Source organism: Hyphococcus formosus (assembly GCF_046736345.1).
Lineage (GTDB): Bacteria > Pseudomonadota > Alphaproteobacteria > Caulobacterales > Parvularculaceae > Hyphococcus > Hyphococcus formosus.
In genome coordinates this window covers 2,696,602-2,713,024 of the sequence record NZ_CP157210.1, presented here as the reverse complement: position 1 = coordinate 2,713,024, position 16,423 = coordinate 2,696,602, and the positions used below count along the sequence as shown (strand labels likewise).

16 protein-coding genes are annotated in these 16,423 nt (G+C 54.5%); 8 read left to right on the top strand and 8 right to left on the bottom strand.

Going from position 1 to position 16,423, the window contains the following annotated elements; translation table 11 throughout:
- Nucleotide 1 precedes the first annotated feature (1 nt).
- Entirely contained in the window at nucleotides 2-1,597 is a 1,596-nt protein-coding gene (gene egtD, locus ABFZ83_RS12600; RefSeq protein ID WP_411816905.1) for an L-histidine N(alpha)-methyltransferase, read from the bottom strand.
- Nucleotides 1,598-1,666: 69 nt separating this feature from the next.
- Entirely contained in the window at nucleotides 1,667-2,722 is a 1,056-nt protein-coding gene (obgE, locus tag ABFZ83_RS12595; protein WP_411816904.1) for a GTPase ObgE, read from the bottom strand.
- A gap of 308 nt (nucleotides 2,723-3,030) precedes the next feature.
- Between obgE and ABFZ83_RS12590 the strand changes: the two genes are divergently transcribed.
- The 5 genes from ABFZ83_RS12590 (at nucleotide 3,031) to ABFZ83_RS12570 (ending at nucleotide 8,870) form a co-directional block, all read left to right on the top strand.
- Complete coding sequence (locus ABFZ83_RS12590; protein WP_411816903.1) at nucleotides 3,031-4,959, top strand: NAD(P)-binding protein; 1,929 nt, start codon at nucleotides 3,031-3,033, stop codon at nucleotides 4,957-4,959.
- A 296-nt stretch (nucleotides 4,960-5,255) separates the two neighbouring features.
- Complete coding sequence (locus ABFZ83_RS12585; RefSeq protein WP_411816902.1) at nucleotides 5,256-6,374, top strand: NADH:flavin oxidoreductase; 1,119 nt, start codon at nucleotides 5,256-5,258, stop codon at nucleotides 6,372-6,374.
- A gap of 10 nt (nucleotides 6,375-6,384) precedes the next feature.
- Nucleotides 6,385-7,056, top strand: a complete 672-nt coding sequence (locus ABFZ83_RS12580) for a glutathione S-transferase (RefSeq protein ID WP_411816901.1) — start codon at nucleotides 6,385-6,387, stop codon at nucleotides 7,054-7,056.
- A 110-nt stretch (nucleotides 7,057-7,166) separates the two neighbouring features.
- Entirely contained in the window at nucleotides 7,167-7,937 is a 771-nt protein-coding gene (locus ABFZ83_RS12575; RefSeq protein WP_411816900.1) for an outer-membrane lipoprotein carrier protein LolA, read from the top strand.
- A 336-nt stretch (nucleotides 7,938-8,273) separates the two neighbouring features.
- Complete coding sequence (locus tag ABFZ83_RS12570) at nucleotides 8,274-8,870, top strand: hypothetical protein (RefSeq protein ID WP_411816899.1); 597 nt, start codon at nucleotides 8,274-8,276, stop codon at nucleotides 8,868-8,870.
- Here the strand turns inward: ABFZ83_RS12570 and ABFZ83_RS12565 are convergent.
- On the bottom strand, nucleotides 8,857-9,666 hold the full coding sequence (locus ABFZ83_RS12565) for a sulfite exporter TauE/SafE family protein (protein WP_411816898.1): 810 nt from the start codon (nucleotides 9,664-9,666) through the stop codon (nucleotides 8,857-8,859). The genes ABFZ83_RS12570 and ABFZ83_RS12565 overlap by 14 nt on opposite strands.
- Before the next feature lie 80 nt (nucleotides 9,667-9,746).
- On the opposite strand from ABFZ83_RS12565, the gene xth reads away from it, so the two are divergent.
- Complete coding sequence (xth, locus tag ABFZ83_RS12560; protein ID WP_411816897.1) at nucleotides 9,747-10,550, top strand: exodeoxyribonuclease III; 804 nt, start codon at nucleotides 9,747-9,749, stop codon at nucleotides 10,548-10,550.
- Here xth and ABFZ83_RS12555 read toward each other — a convergent pair.
- Both ABFZ83_RS12555 and ABFZ83_RS12550 read right to left on the bottom strand, forming a co-directional pair.
- Entirely contained in the window at nucleotides 10,545-11,654 is a 1,110-nt protein-coding gene (locus tag ABFZ83_RS12555) for an aminotransferase class V-fold PLP-dependent enzyme (RefSeq protein ID WP_411816896.1), read from the bottom strand. The two genes, xth and ABFZ83_RS12555, sit on opposite strands and share 6 nt — an antisense overlap.
- A 2-nt stretch (nucleotides 11,655-11,656) precedes the next feature.
- Complete coding sequence (locus ABFZ83_RS12550) at nucleotides 11,657-12,157, bottom strand: universal stress protein (RefSeq protein ID WP_411816895.1); 501 nt, start codon at nucleotides 12,155-12,157, stop codon at nucleotides 11,657-11,659.
- Nucleotides 12,158-12,255: 98 nt separating this feature from the next.
- Between ABFZ83_RS12550 and ABFZ83_RS12545 the strand changes: the two genes are divergently transcribed.
- Nucleotides 12,256-12,783 carry an RNA methyltransferase gene (locus ABFZ83_RS12545; RefSeq protein ID WP_411816894.1) on the top strand — a complete coding sequence of 176 codons (528 nt, stop codon included), beginning with the start codon at nucleotides 12,256-12,258 and terminating at the stop codon, nucleotides 12,781-12,783.
- 54 nt (nucleotides 12,784-12,837) lie between these two features.
- On the opposite strand, the gene ABFZ83_RS12540 is transcribed toward ABFZ83_RS12545, so the two are convergent.
- The gene (locus ABFZ83_RS12540; protein ID WP_411816893.1) at nucleotides 12,838-13,422 is read right to left on the bottom strand and encodes a MarR family winged helix-turn-helix transcriptional regulator; all 585 of its coding nucleotides are present in this window, start codon (nucleotides 13,420-13,422) and stop codon (nucleotides 12,838-12,840) included.
- 310 nt (nucleotides 13,423-13,732) lie between these two features.
- On the opposite strand from ABFZ83_RS12540, the gene ABFZ83_RS12535 reads away from it, so the two are divergent.
- Complete coding sequence (locus tag ABFZ83_RS12535) at nucleotides 13,733-14,266, top strand: NUDIX domain-containing protein (protein WP_411816892.1); 534 nt, start codon at nucleotides 13,733-13,735, stop codon at nucleotides 14,264-14,266.
- On the opposite strand, the gene ABFZ83_RS12530 is transcribed toward ABFZ83_RS12535, so the two are convergent.
- Together ABFZ83_RS12530 and ftsY are read right to left on the bottom strand one after the other, a co-directional pair.
- The gene (locus ABFZ83_RS12530; protein ID WP_411816891.1) at nucleotides 14,263-14,955 is read right to left on the bottom strand and encodes an inner membrane-spanning protein YciB; all 693 of its coding nucleotides are present in this window, start codon (nucleotides 14,953-14,955) and stop codon (nucleotides 14,263-14,265) included. The two genes, ABFZ83_RS12535 and ABFZ83_RS12530, sit on opposite strands and share 4 nt — an antisense overlap.
- A gap of 13 nt (nucleotides 14,956-14,968) precedes the next feature.
- A complete protein-coding gene (gene ftsY, locus ABFZ83_RS12525; protein WP_411816890.1) occupies nucleotides 14,969-16,213 on the bottom strand; it encodes a signal recognition particle-docking protein FtsY in 1,245 nt (414 codons plus the stop codon).
- Between the last annotated feature and the right edge of the window lie 210 nt (nucleotides 16,214-16,423).

Sequence of the window (16,423 nt, the reverse complement as noted above, 5' to 3'; positions counted from 1 at the left end):
ATTATCTGTTGCTCAAAAGGCACGCCGCGAACCACCCTTTGGGGTCCGTCCATGATTTTTCAACGTGCCACGGGGTTTGGTTAACCAGTTGGGAAAATTTTTCTAACGTAAACTTGTGCGAGTTTTCCGTGTGCAATGTCTCATCTTTGGCAAAAGAAAAGACATGATCGTCGATCACGATTTCGGTCGGCTGTGTCGCGCGCAAATGCATTTCGATGCGGCTCAACTGTTCATTATAAAATGCGTAATGTTCAAAGTGATCAAGATCGATCCGCGCACCAAGCTCACGCTGCATGCGGACTAAAAGATTCAGATTGAATTTGGCCGTAATGCCTTGGTCATCATCATAGGCGGCTTCGAGAACTGATTTATCCTTGACCAGATCCACCCCGATCAGGAACCGCGCATTCTCGCCCAGCGTATCCGAGGCCCTGCGCAAAAATCCGACCGCGGTTTCCGGCAACATGTTTCCGATGGTAGAGCCGGGGAAATATCCAAGCCAATGCTCCGGCTGCGGAAGAATACCCTCAGGAAAGCTGATTGGCGCATGAAAATCGGCGCAAATCGCGGCAACCGGTATCGGCAATTGTTCCGCCATGACGCTCGCGCTTTCGATCAGATGATCGCGCGAAATATCCATTGCCACATAGGCCATGGGATCTTTCAGGCCCTTTACCAGCCATTCGATTTTTTCACTGGAGCCGGAGCCATATTCAAAAATGCTCGCACCAGAACCAATCGCATCGGTTATATCCTGCGCATTTTCAAGAAAGATCTGCCGCTCGGTGCGGGTCGGATAATATTCACGGACTTCGGTAATACCGTTGAAAATCTTTGATCCGCGCTCATCGTAAAAATATTTCGGCGAGATACATTTTTGTTTTTTGCTCAACCCTTCAATGGCGTCCGCATGAAAGTCCCCTAAATCCGGATGCAGATCCAGAAAATAAGCGAGCGCGCCATGGGGCGCTGTCAGGTCAGATGATTGATCGGTTGTTGTTGAGTGCAGGATTTTTCTGTTCCTCAATTCGGTGGATGAGATGGGATTGTTCGTATCCGGAAAATAGATCCAGGCCGGGGCATCATTGCTGGTTAAGCTTTCAGCCTGATCGGCATTGAGCCGAAACGCCGCGAGTTCTTTGGCGGCGGGGCCTGATAGCGCACCGTCTTGGTATCCGGGGCGGGCAAACACCGCCATCGGGGCCAACGCCGCAATTTTCTTCCAGTCTTTCCATTTATGGAAATTTTCCAGCCCGTCAGCCCCCATAAGCCAGACAAAGACGCAATTGGAATTATCCGCCTGAAGCGCCTCCAGCGTATCGACCGTATAGGTCAGGCCGTGGCGTTTTTCGAAATCGCTGACAACAATATCCGGATGATCGCTTACCGCCCGCGCCATTTTCAGACGCTCTTCATAGGGCGCATAAACATTGCTGTCCTTGAGCGGATTGCCGGGCGTCACAAGCCACCAGACCGCATCAAGCCCAAGACGCTCTAATGCGGCGATGGAAATTTCGCGATGGCCGGAATGGGCGGGATTAAAGGAACCGCCCAAAATACCGATTTTCCGGTGCGCATTTGTTTTGGCTATAGCCACATCTGGGTCCGGTTTCCGATTTCGCCCCTTTACATAGAGGCCGTGTGTGACGATTCCAACCGGCAGATTTTATGGCTGCCAACTTTCTTTTTCGTTGGCTTGTGCCGGAGCATCGGCCTCGCGATAGGCGGCGCGCGAATCCGTGGCGAGCGACATCAATTGTCCCAACAGGGGCTGGATGCCGATTTGCGACGCACCGGAAATTGTGTGCACTTCCGTTTTCGCGACCGCTGAAAGGGCCGCTTTGCGCTCTTCGATTTCTTCCGGCGTGAGCGCATCAATTTTGTTAAGCGCGACAATCTCCCGCTTATCCGCCAAGCCTTGCCCATAGGCTTCAAGCTCACCACGGACGGTTTGATACGCCCCGGCCACATCATCTTGCGTGCCGTCAACAAGATGCAACAAAGCCGCGCAGCGCTCTACATGGCCAAGGAACCGATCACCGATACCTGCCCCTTCATGGGCCCCCTCGATCAATCCAGGAATATCGGCGAGCACGAAACTTTGCCCTTCGCCCACACGCACAACCCCAAGATTGGGATGTAAGGTCGTGAACGGATAATCAGCAATTTTTGGTTTCGCAGCCGAAACTGCACCAAGGAAAGTGGACTTGCCTGCATTCGGCAACCCAAGAAGGCCAATATCGGCAATCAGCTTGAGCCGCAGCCAGACCGTGCGCTGTTCCGCCGGGTGGCCCGGATTGGCCTTGCGCGGGGCGCGATTGGTCGAGGATTTGAAACGGGCATTGCCAAAGCCGCCATTACCGCCCTTCGCGAGCAAGACCCGCTCGCCCGGCTCATCCAGATCGGCGATCAGCGTCTCTTCATCTTCTTCGAAGATCTGCGTGCCCACGGGCACTTTAATCACCAGATCCTTGCCGGATGCGCCCGTACGGTTGGACCCCTCGCCGGGGCGACCATTCTCAGCGCGGAAATGCTGCTGATACCGATAGTCGATCAAGGTATTGAGATTTTCGACGGCCTCGGCCCAGACATGGCCGCCCGCGCCGCCATCGCCGCCATTCGGTCCGCCAAATTCGATAAACTTTTCGCGCCGAAACGATAGGCAGCCATTACCGCCTGCCCCGCTCTGCACATAGATTTTTGTACGATCAAGAAATTTCATGGTGCCATCTACACCTTTAAGGCTCCGAGCACCAACACCAATCTGGCGCAGATGTTCGCGAGGGATCTTTATCGAAAGCACATTGCTAAAAACGGTGCACACTCGGGTAATAAAAATAAACGCCCGCTGAGCGCCAGAAATCACCCGTCAAGATCGGCATTTACCCGTATCCGGACACCTACGGCCTATAGAGCGATTTACAATAGCCGCACATTTGCAAGGGGCCGAAAAAGGACCGGCAGAGCGCAGCGCTTGTCCAATCGCCAATATTCTTTGGACTGTGCCGACAATGAACAGGGGATGAAACCATGAGCGCACAGCGAAACGACGATTTGCTCGGTATGAATAGTCGTATCACGAGACGCGACTTTTTCAACGGCGCATTAGCCGCAAGCGGTGCCGCGCTGATCGCAGGGTGCGGCGGGGCTGAAAGCGAAACGCCTTGGGCACCGTCAGGGTCACCATGGACGGGCTTTGGCGGGGTTGGTGATTATGCATGGTCTAACGGCAATACGCAGAGGGTTGTTGATGATGCGCATGGTATTCGCGACCGCCTTTATGTAGATCCAACAACCCAGCCGGTCGACGAAGAATTTGACCTCGTGATTGTTGGCGGTGGATTTTCGGGCATGACGGCGGCCTACGAATTTTCAAAGCGCGCACCTGATGGACGTACCTGCCTTTTGCTCGATAATCACCCGGTTGTCGGCGGCGAAGCGAAACAGAATGAATTCGACGTCGACGGCCAACGCCTGATCGCACCGCAGGGCTCAAATGGAGCAATTGTTCCGTTACCGGGCTATGTCCGCGGGAGTTTCGGCGAAGGCACCTACGATATATTCACCGACTATTACCAAGAGTTCGGCTTGCCTACGCAATATGAACTCGAACCCCTGGGTGGCGGGGCAGAAAAATATGCGCTCACGGATTATCATTTCGCACCAATGGCCCCAGCGTGGGAAAAGGCATATGCAACCGGCTATCATTTTCCGGGCAAAGGCTGGGTCGACAATCCCACCACGGATGGCTTTTCAAAAACCCCTTGGGCCGCGTCAGCACAAAAGGATTTAAACGATTTCGTCGCCGACCGCCGCGATGTGCTCACGGATGTTCCAAATCCCGAAGCTTGGCTTGATACGCTCACCTATTACGAGCTTTTAGACAAACTCGGCTATGGCAATGAGGTCCGCCAATATATCGATCCCGGCATTGCCGTCGGTAATTATGGCGTGAGCGGCAGCGGCATTTCCGCATATGCCGCACACCGATTAAGGCTGCCGGGAACGACAATCAAAGACAAAGTAATTTCATCTCCTGACATCGGTTTAGTCTCCTTTCCCGGCGGCAACACTGCCTTTATGCGCATTATGCTCAACCGCATGATTCCCGGCGCAATCCGGACCAAGAAAAAAGGAAGCCTCGCCTCTGTCGGCGGCACGATCAATTCCGCAAGGCTCGACCAGCAGGGTAATAAAATCCGTATCCGAACGAGCTGCACCGCTTTCGACATACGGCATTCCGGCGATCCCGCGACGGCCGATCATGCAATTATCAGCTATGTTCGGAACGGCGAAGTACGGCGGGCGCGCGCAAAAACGGTCGTCATGGCTGTAGGCGGATGGGTAAACCGCAATATTGTTGCCGACATGCCAGACAGTCATCGCGAGGCATATAGCGACTTTCACCACGGCCCGGTTATGGTTGCGAATGTGGCGCTACGGAATTGGCGCTTTTTCGACAAGCTTGGCTACACCAATACGCGCTGGTTCGACGCGCTCGGTTGGCAAACCTCGATACGACGGAATGTAGTCATGGACAACGGGCGGACATTCACGCCGGACAGCCCGACCGTACTCACATTTTACATTCCGTTTTTGCACCCTGAATTACCGGGACCGCAACAGGGCGCAGCGGGTCGCGCCCAACTATTTACCACAAGCTATAGTGACTTTGAACGTCAGCTACGAGAACAACTGACCGCAGGGTTCGCCGCCGCGGGCTTCGATGCCAAACGCGACATTGCGGGGATAGTTCTGAATCGCTGGGGCCATGCTTATGTAGCGCCGCAGCCGGGTTTCTATTTCGGTCGCAATGGCGCGCCGCCGCCGTCGGAGGTGATCCGCAAGCCGCATGGCCGCATTGTCTTTGCGCATTCCGAACTGCTCGGCGAAATGTCGATGGCGCATGCAATGCACGAAGCCTATCGCGCCGCAGGCCAGATCATGGACATGCTTTAGAGTAACCGGGCATTGGCCCGATCGCGCCAGAGATCGGCGGACTTGCGCACAAGCCCACCGATACGGCTGCTCCTCGGCAATGTTACGCGATTGTGCGGATCGCCGGATTGGTTTGCCCCCCTGACGTTTTTCCTCACCTGCCCTGCCTCACCCCAAGGGGCGCGCATATCAGAGACACATCGATTAGACTTGGCGAAAAAAACGCCAAATCTCACAAAGTCGTGTGCTTGGACAACCCTTGCTGCATAGCGCGCGTGTATTATCTGCCGCTGGCGGGTAATCTTCCCGAATGTAGCATGACAGGATTTCAGATGACTTCGAATACCAAAGTACTTTTCGAACCGGCGCAGCTTGGATCGCTCGCGCTTTCTAATCGTATTGCCATGGCCCCGATGACCCGCTCGTTCTCGCCCAATGGCGTTCCGGGCGATGATGTCGTCGGCTATTATCAGCGCCGGGCCGCGGGCGGCGTTGGTCTGATCCTCTCTGAAGGGGTTCATACCAATGAGACAACCGCCGCCGGGACACCGAATGTGCCGAACATCGTCACCGACGAAGCCAAGGCCGGTTGGCGCAAGGTGATCGACGCGGTTCACGCAGAAGGCGGCAAAATGGGCCTGCAGATCTGGCACGAAGGCCCCTTCCGCAATCCGAAAAACACCAACCATCCCGACATTCCCTCTTGGTCGGCATCGGGCATGAAAATTCCCGGCAAGCCGCTTTGGGACCCAATGACCGAAGAGGAAATTGAAACCGCGATCAACGAATATGTTGACGCCGCCGTCGCGACCAAGGAACTCGGCTTTGACTGCGCGGAATTCCACGGTGCCCATGGCTATCTGATCGACAATTTCTTCTGGGACGCAACAAATCAGCGTACCGATAAATGGGGCGGCGACTGGAATGGTCGTACGCGCTTCGCAACAGAGATCATCCGCCGGACCCGCGAAAAGGTCGGCCCGGACTTCCCGTTGATCATTCGTCTGTCGCAATGGAAACAGCAAGACTTTACCGCGCAGGCAACAAAGTCACCGGAAGAAATGCTGGAATGGCTGCAGCCTATGGTCGATGCAGGCATTGATATTTTCCATTGTTCGCAGCGCCGTTTCTGGGAGCCGGAATTTGAAGGCTCTGACCTTAACTTTGCGGGCTGGGCCAAGAAACTGACGGGCAAACCGACAATTTCGGTTGGGTCTGTTGGCCTTCAGGGTGATTTTATCGGCGCGTTTGCGGGCGAGTCATCCAAGACCGCAAGCCTCGACAAGCTAATCACCCGCATGGAAGCCGAAGAGTTCGACGTCATCGCGGTTGGCCGCGCGCTATTGCAAGACCCTGACTGGGTTGCCAAAGTTCGTGACGGCCGAAACGAAGAATTGGAACCCTTCACGAAAGACGCTCTGACGTCTCTATCCTAAGGCAAGATTTATGATCACCGTTCACCACCTCAATAATTCGCGTTCGCAACGTATTCTTTGGCTGCTCGAAGAGCTTGGCCTTGAATATGAGATCAAACATTACGAACGCGACGCGAAAACAAATCTCGCGCCGGCATCGCTCAAAAAGGTTCATCCATTGGGCAAGTCGCCGGTCATTGAGGATGGTGGCCGGGTCTTTGCTGAAACCGGTGCCATGATCGATTATATTATTGATCAGCATGGTGAGGGGCGGTTGCGCCCCACACCGGGCACAAAAGAATTTGATGCCTATCGCTATTGGCTACACGCCGCCGAAGGCTCTTACATGCCGCCCTTGGTGATGACGCTTTTCCTCAATAAAATGGAAACAGCGCCCATGCCGTTTTTCGTCCGGCCTGTGGCCAAGAAACTCACCAATGGTGTCCGCGATGCCTATCTCAATCACACCTTGAAGGGGCTGTTTGATTTTCTCGAAGCGGAACTTGGCAAAAGCGAGTGGCTGGCGGACAATGAATTTTCCGCAGCCGATGTGATTATGAGTTTCCCCATGGAGGGCTTCTTTGCCCGCGCCGGGTCGGCAAAACAATTCCCCAATATTGCCCATTTCCTCGACCGCATCCACGCACGGCCCGCCTATAAAACCGCGCTCGAACGCGGCGGCCCCTATGCGCTCATGCGATAACGGAATTGTGCGCGCTGCCATCTGCCGGCCATAATCATGGCTTCCTTTCGACATTGCGCGACACTAGATAAGGTGTCGTCGCAACCGAATTTTTTCAGGGAAGAGCCTTTATGAGCCTCGCCATTATGTCCGCCATGGCCATTATCTGCGCCGATCTTTCAAGCCCTGCGCAAACCGTGCCGGTCGCTATTCAATCGGCGACGGCGGCGGAAAGCACAGCGGAACCGCTGGCCGAAGAGCCCGTAATCGAAGAGCCGGCAATCATTGACGGTGAAACCGCAATTGAGGCCGAAACCATCGCGGCTGAAGAGACTTTTGACGACCCGCTGGTTTTCGAAGATGAAAGCGACGAAGCGGTCGCAGCGCGCTTGATCAATTATATTGAAAATCTGGACACGCTGAACGGATCATTTACCCAGATCGCACCATCGGGCGCGATCTCCGATGGCAAATTTTACCTGCGCCGCCCGGGCTTTCTGCGGTTCGAATATGATCCGCCCACGCCGCTTTTGATCGTTGCCAATGGCGGCATGGTTTATGTCCGTGACGAAGCCTTGGAAACAACTGACTCCTATCCGGTTGGCCGGACGCCGCTCAAATTTTTGTTGAGCAAGAAAATTGACCGCGATGACGCAAAAGTTGTGCAGGTCGATCGCGGTATCGACAATGTTGCAGTGACATTTTCATCGAGCGATGAAGAGACCGAAGGCGAATTGACGTTGATTGCGACAGCACCGGATTTTGAATTGCGCCGCTGGATCATTCATGACGCCCAAGGCGGCATCACCGTCGTTACGCTTAACGATGTTAAGAGCGGAGAGCGCCTCGCAAACAGCTTGTTCCGTGCACCAGAAGCCGGCGGCCGTTTCCTTGATCGGTAGAAATTTACCAAAAAGCGGGGCCAAACTTTCTGTTTTGTAACAGTGTCACATGCAAGTTTTTTTTGCCTTTTCTCTTGAAAAACCGCTCGGTGATGCGTTAATGTAACAGTACACGATGGGCGAATTGGTTGGGCCGGCGTTGCCCCCCCGCTTGCAGGCCCGAATGCCTTCGTGTCGCCGGAATATCCCCTCCCGGCGTAGGCGCAACAGCGCAGCTTGGCGTCCGATCGATTAGGGTCGGACGCCTTTTTTTTGCGATGAAAATATCTTCGTTGCCAGTTGATGAAACGCCCTGCGCAAACCATTAAATAGGGGAAACAGAAAGAGCGCTGCGCAATGGATGAAATCGAACTCGAAGAATTGGAACGTGAACTCCCGGGCCTTGCCCGCCTATCGCGTTTTGCGCGGTCGCTGGATCGTATTCCCTGGTTCGCCAATATCGGCGGCAAGATGACACCGGGAGCCCTCGCGGCGGCGGATGATTATATCGCCGGGCTTGGCTTTCCCGATGTTGAAATCGCCATGTTGCTCGATTGGGGTGATGCGGCCGCAGCCGCCGAAAGCCTCGATTGGCAGAGCCCTGCTTGGGAAGCAGAAGAATCCCTGCGGGCGGACCTCACCGGCCGCGCGCTTGAGATGCTTTCCGAAGACGCCCTGCGGATCGGCATGGCGCTGATCGCCGAGAAAGTTGCAGACCCGGCGAAAGATGCGGTCGAGGAACTTGCCTATTTGAGCGATCTCGATGACGAGGCGATCAAAACCCTATGTGTCGGTGCCGCCGTTCAAGCGGCGAATGGTGCCGCGCTTGCCTTGGTCGCGGCTGAGGACACGGATTTTGATGCGGAAAACCACCCCTTCGCAGCCAAGTTTCGTCTGTTCGAATTTGGCCGCTGGCCGGTGAGCATTACCGGATCGTCCTTTAACCTGTTCTAAGATCCACAAGCGCGACACCAAAGAGGTAAAGCGCAATTAGAGTAAGGATCGTTTTGAACCCGCGACGAAATATTGACTCGGGCATGCGGCGCAAAAAATGCGTCCCCGCATAGGCCCCGGCAAATCCCGCGAGCAATATCGCCAGAATAACCCAGAGCCAGTCTGCGAAGGCGAACCCCAACAGCCCAAAGGTCACGATCTTCATCAAATGCTGGAGCACCATGGCCGCCGCATGGGTCGAGACGGTTTTGAGGCGGTCAAGATTGGCCGCCCCGATCATGGTCGCCGCAATCGGCCCTGTGGCCCCGAAAAACATCGTCAGAAACGCAGCAATCGCGCCGGTGGTGAAGAATGTCTTGGGCCCCGGCGCGAAACTGGCCGGGCGCGGGCCCCAGACCGTATAAAGGATGAAACACGCGACCCCGCCCCGTAAAAGCCAGACCGGCATTTCCAGCGCCAATCGCCCGCCCAACACAGCGCCTAGAACGCCGCCCGCGCTGAACCACAAAACGATAGGCCACACGACTTCTTTGCGCTGGAGGTAAAACCGGCCCGCATTCGACCCGGCCTGCGCCACGCCGTGAATGGGGATGACGGCTGTCGCGGGGAAAACCGAACTCATAATGGCCAGAAGCGCCAGACCGCCCCCCAGCCCGAACGCAGCGGTCAGCGCCGAGGTAAAAAAACTCGCAAAGATAGCGGCCGCCGCAGCCCAGAGCGGCACCCCATCCGGCATCAGGGCGGCGATCATTTCCATCCCCGCGTGATAGATTACGTCATACGAAACCGCAATCATCCGTAAAACTGTCGCCTTGACCCGCTATGAATGCCCCCGTAATTCAACCTCACGGAAACTCTCTCAAATTGGCTTAGCGCATGAAAATCACCACATGGAACATTAACTCGGTCCGCTTACGGATCGATCAGGTCGTACGATTTTTGAACGAAGAGACGCCGGATGTTCTTTGCCTGCAGGAAATTAAATGCCTTGAGGATAATTTCCCCAGCAAGGCGCTGATCGAAGCGGGCTATGAACACCATGCAGTTTCTGGTCAGGCCGGGTATCATGGGGTTGCGATCGTATCGAAATTACCCTTGGGGAAAGTCGAGAAGCGCGAATTTTGCGAAAAGGGTGATTGCCGCCACATCGCCGCGAGCCTGCCCGGCGGCATCCGCGTCCATAATTTTTATGTGCCCGCAGGCGGCGACGAACCCGATCCGGTGAAAAACGACAAATTCGCCCATAAGCTTGATTTTCTTGATGAAATGACAAGCTGGTTCAGCGAATTAGGGCCGCGCTCGAAATCGGTTTTGGTTGGCGATCTCAATGTTGCGCCCCACGAACATGATGTGTGGTCGCATAAACAACTCCTGAAAGTTGTGTCGCATACGCCCGTCGAAGTTGAAAAGCTCAGTGAAGTGATCAACTCGCATGGATGGGTAGATGTCGCACGGGAAATCATTCCGGAGACGGAAAAACTTTATTCATGGTGGTCCTATCGAGCCAAGGACTGGCGCGCGTCCAATCGCGGGCGTCGGCTCGATCATATATGGGTCAGCCCGTCCCTGAAAAAAGCAGCGATTACCGGCGGCCGTGACGCGTATAAAATTCATGACGACGCCCGCGGCTGGGAACGCCCCTCGGACCACGCGCCCGTCTCGCTCAAATTGTCACTATAAAAACGGCTCTATCGTCTCTGCCAGCGCATCGATATCCTGTTCGTCATTATAAAGATGAACAGACAAACGCACAGTGCCCAGGCGCGTATCATGACATATGCCCGCGGCGGCCAATGCCTTTGCCGCGGCATCATAATCACGAACCTTGATCAGGGCCGCAGAGCCGCGTGCCCCCGCCCGCGTGGTCGAATGAAACGCGGATTGCGGCAGGTGATCAAACAATCGCGATAAAAGTTTTTGGTTATGCGCATAGATCGCATCAACACCCATCGCATTCATCAGATCATGGGCCGCACAGGCCCCGGCAAGCGGCGCAATTGATGGCGTGCCGCCAGTAAAACGCGTTGCCCCGTCGGCATAATCAAAGTGATGAATGTCGAATTCAAAAGGGTCTTGATGCGAGAACCATCCAACATCAAGCGGTGCAACCTGCGCCGCGCTTTCGCGCAACGCCCAGAGAAAAGCCGCGCCCGTCCCGCCACATAAATATTTTAGGGACGTGCCCACCGCAAAATCCGGCTGCCATTCATTTAACCGAACGGGCACCGCGCCCGCCGCCTGCGCAATGTCGATCAGGGAATAAACGCCCGCCGCGCGCGCGCGTTTCGCAATTTCTTCGACAGGTGCAAGAACGCTGGTGTTTGAATAGACCTGCGTCGTCACCACCATTTGCACATCATCAGCAAACGCCGGTGCCCAATGATCCGGATCCGCAAGCGCCTCGCCGCCCGGCAGAAAGACAAGCTCATAACCGAGCCGCTCACCCTGCGCCAAGGCAAAGCCAACCGTTGGAAAATCATCTTCGGTCAGAACAATTTTTGTGCGCCCCTTACGCGCCGGCAGGGCCATCATGACCTTCGCAATCCCGCTCGACACATTTGCCAGCGGACAAAGATCAGACGGGTTTGCCCCAATGATGGGCGCAAGGCCGTTTTTGAAATCCTCAACGGCCTCCAGCCACGGCGTCCAGACATTAAAGCCGGCTTCGCGCCAGGGCTGGGTATAGATCTGCGCAACCCGGTCCGCATAGGATTTCGGTTGCGCGCCCACAGAATGCGAAAGGAAATAATGTTTCCCCGGCAGATGGAAATCTGATTTCGTCATTTTCAACCCGCCAACCGCCGCAATTCATCCCGCGACATGGAGCCGGGCACGACCGTCACCGGTATCGGCCGGGCGGCCAGATAGGCAGGTTTTTGCGCGAGCGACGAAACCAAAGGGCCCGGACCGCTCGTTTCGGTCGATGCACCAAGAAACAAAATTGAAATGGCCGGGTCTTCGTCAATCAGCTTTCTAATCTCTTCGACGTCGATGCCTTCGCGAATGACTTCTTCCGGGTCTTCGCCGGATTGGGCTTTCACTTCGGCGGCGAACTCGCGCAGCAAGGCTTGCGCTTTTTCGTGCGCTTCGGCGCGCATGGTTTCCGCGACGGTGGCCCAATGGCCAAATTCGGGCGGCTCTAAAATCGACAACAAAATCACCCGCGCATTTGATCGTTTTGCGCGTCGCCCCGCAAAAAACGCCGCAAGCCGCGCCTCGGGGCAGTCATCGGCGATCACCAGAAACTTGATCCGGTCATCTTCTATCGAAGGTTCGTCGCTCATCATTCGCCTACTCTGCCCTGAATTGCTGTCCGTCGTCTACTTGACCGACCTACCGTCCAGACGCTACCGCCTTATTCATATTAGCAAATTTGGAAAAAAACATGCGCGGTTATTTCGGGATCGGTTCAGAAGGCATCTCCAAACCCATGAATCTGGGCGCGGTGCTCCGAACCGCGCATGCGTTTAATGCGAGTTTCGCATTTTCGGTCAACGCCCATCACCGGGCCCGCGAGGTCAATCTCGCCGACACCGCAAAAAGTGCGTCGCACATGCCATTATATGAATGGGACACGCTGGAAGACATTCGCCTGCCGAAAGGATGCGTCATGGTCGGCGTCGAATTGACTGACGATGCGATCGACCTGCCGAGTTTTCGGCATCCTCAAAAAGCCGCCTACATTCTGGGTCCGGAAAAAGGCAGTCTGACGCCAGAGGCGCAGGCCCTCTGCACACATATCATCAAAATTCCCATGCGCTTTTGTGTGAACCTATCGGTCGCCGCCGCACTTGTTATGTATGACAGAACGCTAAGCATGGGCGGGTTCAGACCACGGCCCGTTGCCGCAGGTGGACCAACCGAACCATTACCACCAAAAAAAGAATGGCAGTCAGTCAGGTTCAGACATTAAAAAACGCCGCCAGCGAATGCTGACGGCGCTTTATACGGAATAATCCGATTTTTATTAACGACGCTTTGTTTTGCGTTTCGCTTTGCGCTTCGCAGGTGCCTTGCGTTTTGCAGGGGCTTTGCGCTTCGCAGTTGTTTTACGCTTAGCAGTGGTTTTCTTCTTGGTCGTTTTGGCTGCGGCACGTTTTTTCGGTGCAGCTGCTGTTTCGTCCATTTTGTCGAGGGCTTCAGCATATGTGCGAAGCGCCTTCATGAATGCAGTTTGCTGTGTCTTAGGAAGAACAGCGAGTGCTTTGTTTTCTGCTTTTGCAACTTTGGCATCAGCAGATTTCAACATGCGCTTACCAGCGGCAGTGATTGAGACAGCATTCGCACGCGCATCTTCTTTGGTGCGCTTGCGAGACAGAAGTCCTTTTTTCATCATACGTGCGATCATGTCGGCGAGTGTCGAACGATCGATGCCTGTGTGACGAACAAGGTCAGTCTGGCTCAAGCCTTCGTTGCTAGCGACAACGTGAAGAACTTCGTATTGGCGTGGCGTTGGACCAGATGAACCAACCTCAGTTGAATACAGGTCGTGAGCATATTGTTGCGCGCGGCGCAGCAGGTGGCCCGGTGAGTTTTTAAGCGAGTAAGCCATTTAATTCTCCGTTTTTTTGGCTCGATAGAGACTGTTGTCCGCATGAACCCCGCAAAGCGACAATATTACGCTTGGAAATTGTCTTGTTACGGCTAACGCACCGGATGCTTGCGAAGGAAAACCAGTTCTTTGCATGATTCTCTATACTGTGCAAAATTGTGCCCGATGCGGACGGTTATAGCCTGCGGATCATTTAGACCTATGCATATCGTCCGACATCGTTAAAAAAGCAACACCAAACTGACAATCTAATAGGGTCTAAACGGATATTCCGCAGGCTGGCGATCAATTTTCTGTCAGGATCAGGATTATGAGCACCGAAACACCCCGTAAACCGAATTTTAAGACAAGAATTCCGGAAGGGGACAATCTTCCCCGTGCGGTTTGTGCGGAGTGCGGATTTATCGATTACCAGAACCCGAAAGTCGTCGTTGGGTCCGTTGCGACATGGGAAGACAAGATACTGCTCTGTAAACGGGCCATTGAGCCTCGGCTTGGCTATTGGACGCTTCCAGCGGGCTATCTGGAGCTTAGTGAATCTGCGGAAATCGGCGCGGCGCGCGAAGCCATGGAAGAAGCCTGCGCCGATATCGAGATCGATCGGCTATTGGCATTTTATTCGATTGAACGGATTTCGCAGATTCAACTTATGTTCCGGGCGCGTCTAAAAACACCTGACATCGCGCCGGGACCAGAAAGCCAGGACGTAAAACTGTTTTCTTGGGAAGACATTCCTTGGGAAGATCTTGCCTTCCCAACTGTTGAATGGGCATTGCGCCAATTTAACGAGACAAAAGACCGCAGCGATTTTGCCCCCTTCACCAATCCGGTCGAAGGTCTTTAGGCGGCGCTGTCGGTTTTTTCGTCGTCCGACATATGTTTTGCGATCAAGGGTGCCTGGAAGGCGGTGAACACCAAACTGATCGCGGTAAAGCCAAACACTTTGAGATTGACCCAAATCTTTTCACCGGCACCACAACTCGATGCGCCCGCAAGATCGCAATCACGCATCAGATAACGCCACGCAATCTCGTTCGCAGCTGCGAGAAGCGCAAAGAACACCGCATATCGTTTTGTCAGTGTCAGCCATGCATCATCTGGCAAGTCGAGCGCACCATCGAAAACAATTTTGAGAAAGTTTTGTTTCGTATAAATGCCGGCCGCAAGAATGATTGAGAACAAGGCATAAACAATTGTCGGCTTCATGAAAAAGAAAGCCTTGTTATGCAGCACCAACGTCAACGACCCTAAAACGCCGACAATGACGCCCGTTACCAACAACATCGGCGCAACCCGGCGTTCTTTCCATACAGAATAAATGAACGCGACGAAAAAGGCGGGCATGAACAACCCCACCGCGAGAAACATTTCTTCGCCCTCGGCAATTGTCCAATCCTGCCCAACAAGGTTGCCGACGATGGGCGCAAGCCGTCTGCCTAAAAAATAGGCAATCATGAACACCGCGAGCGGCCCCATATCAACCGCGAGCTTTGCGCCGCCGGTCAGACGTTGTCCTTTTTCTACGGTCGTCATGAATAATCCTCGATTAGGCGCGGGCGATCCCCGCAAGAGCGTTGGCGAACTGGTCGGCATTGAAAACTTCAAGATCGTCTACGCTTTCGCCGACACCGATATAATGAATAGGTAAACCAAACTTATCCGCAAGCGCCACCAAAACACCGCCGCGCGCCGTACCGTCGAGCTTGGTCATCACAAGACCGGTAACACCAGCGATTTGCGAAAATGCATCTGCCTGACTAAGCGCATTTTGCCCGACGGTTGCATCAAGGGTCAGAATGACATCATGCGGCCCGGTTTCGTCATGTTTTTTGATAACCCGGACGATCTTCGCAAGCTCGTCCATCAGTTCTTTTTTATTCTGTAACCGTCCGGCTGTGTCGATCATCAAAACATCAATGCCGTTTGCTTTGGCTTCTTTGACGGCATCAAACACCAGCCCCGCCGCATCCGATCCGACCTTGCGCGAGATGACCGGCACCCCTGAACGCTCTCCCCAGACTTCGAGCTGTTCGATGGCCGCCGCACGGAATGTATCGCCTGCCGCGAGCATGACCGACAAACCATCATCGCGGAATTTTCGCGCGAGCTTACCAATGGTTGTAGTTTTACCGGCACCATTGACCCCAACCATCAACAGGATGTGCGGCGCACGGGCCTTATCAATGGCCAACGGTTTTTCCAATGGTCGCAAAGTCGACGCGACTTCGGTCGCCAGTGCGGTCCGCACTTCTTCATCGGTGACATCTTTATCGAATTTGTCCCGGGCCAGCCCTTCGGTCACGCGCGTCGCCGCCGGTACACCAAGGTCGGCCGTAATCAACAAATCGGTCAATTCTTCAAGCGTGTCGTCATCAAGCTTGCGCTTGGTAAAGATCGCGGTGACGCCTTCGGTCAGCTTCTCCGATGAGCGCGACAATCCGGCCTTGAGGCGCGATAGCCACCCCTTTTTCTTTTCCGGCGCAGGGGCTTCGCTCCGTGCGGGAAGTATATCATCGTCCTGCGCCTCGGGCGCGGGTTCGGTGCTTGCTTCTACCGAGGCCGGGGGTTCAGGCGTTTCTAGGTCTTCTTGGGTTTCTTCCGCTACCGACGGTTCCGCCACAGCGTCTTCGGTCGCTTCGGGGGTTATGCCCGGCTCAGGCTCTTGCGGCGGCGCGGCGGGCTCTTGCGCTTCTACCCCGTCTGCCCCTTCTGTCTCTGGCACGTCTGACGCGGGAGCGTCTTCTTTGTTTTTCTTCTTTCCAAACAAACCTGACAAAAAATTATTGGCCACAGCCCTAAAACCCTCTTGAAAAGTTTCTATACGGTGCAATTATATATGCGTGGCTGAAATTGTTCAGCCCATTCATGGAGACGACAATGGCAAACGCCAAACCAAATGCTAAACCTGCCGTTAATAAACCAGCTAGCAAACCTGCTACGAAACCTACTGGCAAACCAGGCAAATAACGCCAACCAAATGTCGAAAAAGAGCCGCCCCCGA